Source organism: Treponema sp. R8-4-B8, assembly GCF_054786175.1.
Genome location: NZ_BDHE01000046.1, coordinates 1 through 3,470, shown reverse-complemented (window position 1 = coordinate 3,470; position 3,470 = coordinate 1). Strand labels below are relative to the sequence as shown.

The following is a 3,470-nucleotide window of genomic DNA, read 5'->3' as shown; positions in this document are numbered from 1 at the left end:
CTTACCCCGATCAAGTTGATAAATTGGAATTTCAAAATAACGACTGGACAATTCTGATGAAGGGCAAATGGTATTATTATGCCGACGGAAAAATATTACCAGAAAGCTATTTGGAAAATGCCGATAAGTACAGGCCTTTTCAATTTTATCACTATACTGAGGAATTGCCGCCGTGGGTAGAACGCAGCCCGGAGGAGGTTGAAAGATTTAAAAACTGGGCTATTATCCGAAGCAAAAATACGCTTCAACGTTCTGGTTTTTTTATTGATGAACTTTGGAACGCTTCTACACGCGCCGAAACTGAAAACCAGCTTGTAAAAATAAATTTCCTTGGAAAAACCGCAAAAATTCATAAGGGCATTCAACAAAAACTTGTTATTATTGAAGAGCGAATTAAAGACGCCGCAAAAACCGACAGTGCGATTCAAAAATGGATAGACAACCTCGGCTCACTGGAAGGATACGGCTGGCGATATATCGCGGATACTCACTCCCGTTCATATCACTCCTACGGGCTTGCTATCGATTTGCTTCCAAAATCGTTAGGCGGTAAGCAAACATACTGGCTATGGACTTCCAAAAACAGAAGCGACTGGTGGAATGTTTCGTATAACGAAAGATACCACCCGCCTGATGCGGTAATAAAAGCGTTTGAAGCCAATGGTTTTATCTGGGGCGGCAAATGGCCGATGTTTGACACCATGCATTTTGAATATCGCCCGGAAGTTTTATTTTTAAACGGAATGCCTCCAGCAGAAAAATAATACACGACTTTACCGTGATTTTATTATAGCCTTAAAGCGACAATTAATTTGCCGTATGTTATTTGTCAATAATTAATAAAAAACGAAAATAGAGTTATGGCAAAGAAAAACGAAATTGATGAAAAATATGTTTTTAAATTAATGAGCAGCAATCTTAAGCGACTTAGGTCTATTCAGAATATGTCACAACTAAATCTTGCTCTCACTACGGGGCTTACTCATAATTTTATTAATGATATTGAAAACTGCAAAAAAGGGGTCTCGGCAAAAACGCTGGCAAAACTTTCAATTGCGCTGAATGTAGAGCCGTATCAGTTCTTTCTGCCTAATTCGATAGCCAACAATGAAGTTATGAGTTATGTGAAAGACTTTAATGATTCTTTAAATAAGGTTGTAAGTGATTTGACGCAGCAGTATTTAACCGGGGATAAGAAATAGGGATAAGCGGTGTCGGTCATTGTCGCGTATTCAAAAAACGGTATTAGATAACCATTGCGTTACCTTTTGCGTAAATACTTACATACTTGCCCATTGCCTGAAATTCTGATATAATAACAACAATAAGTAGTATTATATGGAGGTTCAAATGTTGGTAATTACAGGCATATTTGAGAACGAGCGGTTTATTCCTGACAGGCCGATTTCTATTCCACAAAAGAAGAAAGTGACTATAACAATAAACGAAGAATTACCTGCCACCTCCAGACAGGCCGCTAGACGCGCAATTTTTGATAAATGCCGCCTTGATCTGACAAATTTTAAATTTAACCGTGATGAAGCAAACGATTATGAGTAAAATTTCGCTAGATACTAATGTTTTAATTTATAACCATGGGATTAATGGCGATTCCAAACAATTAATCGCAGACAACCTTCTTGATAATTTTCCGATTATTTCCATTATTTGACAGTATCATCGTTGCGTCAGCTTTAGAAGCGGAATGTGATATTCTTTATTCAGAGGATTTGCATCACGGTTTAATAGTAGAAGATAAACTTACAATTTTAAATCCATTTGTAAATGTACTATAAAAACACCAAGCAAGTTACGCTACAAAAAACAGTTTATTTGGCGCTTCGTAAAAACATCATCTTTTAAGGAAGGATCGGTTGACTGTACTCAAGTATTTTATTGGGTATACATCTTCTAGCGCTAATTAAATGATGTAGTGCCGCTAATTTCTTAACGGCACTAGCCAATTTCGGTATCAGATACTGTGCGTAATCTTTTTACTGTTTTGACCACGTATCGCCGTTTTCTTCTCTCGTATACGTTCCCGCTTTTGGTGATGCCGCTAAGTAGGAAGTTCTTAAGTTGTCTCCGCCATAATACCCTTCTGGAAAGGCATTATCTCCAAAATTAGCGTAAGCTATATTGCTCCCTGTTGCAAACGTTACGCTGGTAAGGCTGGTAGCGTAAAAAGCCATCTCCCCAATGTTGGTAACACTGCCGGGTACAGTGTTACAGTTTTCTAATGCCTACTCACAAGTACGCTTTATTACTCATAAGTCTATATCAGATAACGAATTACGTCAACTACTTTCCTCATAATTATTTTTAATTACTCATAATTACCCACCGTTATTCAACAAATATGATGTCTTATCTGGTGTAACATAAGCGCATTTTACATTACCGCATTTAACAAACCTGAATATTTATTACCGCAGACCCCATTCAAAACACCATTTATAACGCCCATAAAAGCCCACAAAACAGCGTTAATCCCCATTACCGTATCACATTTACCTTTTACCCCCAATAAAACCCCTTCCAATGCCGTTTTTTGCGTCTTTATTTAATGTCGCATAACGCTTCGCAAGTTTTCCCCAAAAAGGGGACCGCCTACGGCGGCAGGGCTGCGCCGTAATTGAAAACGAAAGGAAGAACACCCGATTTGTTTATATTTTTCGCCAATACCCCCCGCCCCGCGCGCCATGCCCATCGCAGCGCAGTCCGACAGCAAAGCGAGATTAGACCCACCCACCCGGCGCGCGGGGCGGGGGGTAATAATTCAGTATTGGCTTCGCAGTGTTGAACTACCCATAAGATTAAAACAAACATAATAAATATTTCCCTCTCCACACACACACCGAGCTAAGAGCAATACGGCAACCGCCCGAACCCATAAATTTGTAAAAAGTAAAAATTCACCCTCAGTACTATTCCCTCTCAATTACATTAGTTCAAATTCGCCACATCATCCCCGCTCCGTAGCCGCCACCCCCTTAAAGCCTAAAGGATAAAATTGCTCCGTTCCGCTGCGCTCCACTCCGCAATTTTTCTGGTAGAGACCGCCCTTTTTTGTGCGGACATTCGATGTGCTATCCAAAAAATCTGGATAAAAAGGGACAAAAAAGTATGGCAAGGGCAAAACGCAAAATTTAAAAAAAGTGAAAACACGGCATAATACAAACAGGCAAACACCGCGCCCATGCCCAACATCGTGTTGGGCATGGGCATGAAAAAAAAAGCTAATCCTCACGCTTTTTTTTTCTAAAATAAATCGAAAAAGGCATTAAACAACGGCGTACCGCCAGACGTGTTTTAACACAACAACAAAATAAAACGCCATACTTTTTTGTCTAAAATTATAGGCAAAAATAAAATAAATAAAAGGCACAAAAAACCCCGGCAACCCGCCCTTCGCAAAATGCCGCAAAACACGCATAATAAAACCCGTGTGGAAAAAGTCGTAATTCCCC

The 3,470-nt window shown here is 39.6% G+C and carries 6 protein-coding genes; 3 read left to right on the top strand and 3 right to left on the bottom strand.

Annotation, left to right across the window (positions count from 1 at the left end; all coding sequences use genetic code 11):
* The 3 genes from ACYVRA_RS05920 to ACYVRA_RS05910 all read left to right on the top strand — a co-directional run.
* Nucleotides 1–764 (top strand): M15 family metallopeptidase (locus ACYVRA_RS05920; RefSeq protein WP_461251826.1); only part of this gene is annotated, 764 nt, incomplete at its 5' end.
* A gap of 96 nt (nt 765–860) precedes the next feature.
* Nucleotides 861–1,202, top strand: coding sequence for a helix-turn-helix domain-containing protein (locus ACYVRA_RS05915; RefSeq protein ID WP_461251825.1), 342 nt, complete (start codon nt 861–863; stop codon nt 1,200–1,202).
* A 148-nt stretch (nt 1,203–1,350) separates the two neighbouring features.
* Nucleotides 1,351–1,560 carry an antitoxin AF2212-like protein gene (locus ACYVRA_RS05910; protein WP_461251824.1) on the top strand — a complete coding sequence of 70 codons (210 nt, stop codon included), beginning with the start codon at nt 1,351–1,353 and terminating at the stop codon, nt 1,558–1,560.
* A 434-nt stretch (nt 1,561–1,994) separates the two neighbouring features.
* Here ACYVRA_RS05910 and ACYVRA_RS05905 read toward each other — a convergent pair whose 3' ends face one another.
* From ACYVRA_RS05905 to ACYVRA_RS05895, 3 genes are all read right to left on the bottom strand, one after another.
* Complete coding sequence (locus ACYVRA_RS05905; RefSeq protein ID WP_461251823.1) at nt 1,995–2,192, bottom strand: hypothetical protein; 198 nt, start codon at nt 2,190–2,192, stop codon at nt 1,995–1,997.
* Between the two features lie 200 nt (nt 2,193–2,392).
* A complete protein-coding gene (locus ACYVRA_RS05900; RefSeq protein WP_461251822.1) occupies nt 2,393–2,527 on the bottom strand; it encodes a hypothetical protein in 135 nt (44 codons plus the stop codon).
* A 756-nt stretch (nt 2,528–3,283) separates the two neighbouring features.
* A partial coding sequence (locus tag ACYVRA_RS05895; protein ID WP_461251821.1) for a hypothetical protein occupies nt 3,284–3,470 on the bottom strand: 187 nt, incomplete at its 5' end.

Coding starts and splice junctions, on each gene's coding strand:
- ACYVRA_RS05915 (WP_461251825.1), top strand. CDS start 861: ATGGCAAAGAAAAACGAAATTGATGAAAAATATGTTTTTAAATTAATG.
- ACYVRA_RS05905 (WP_461251823.1), bottom strand. CDS start 2,192: ATGGCTTTTTACGCTACCAGCCTTACCAGCGTAACGTTTGCAACAGGG.
- ACYVRA_RS05910 (WP_461251824.1), top strand. CDS start 1,351: ATGTTGGTAATTACAGGCATATTTGAGAACGAGCGGTTTATTCCTGAC.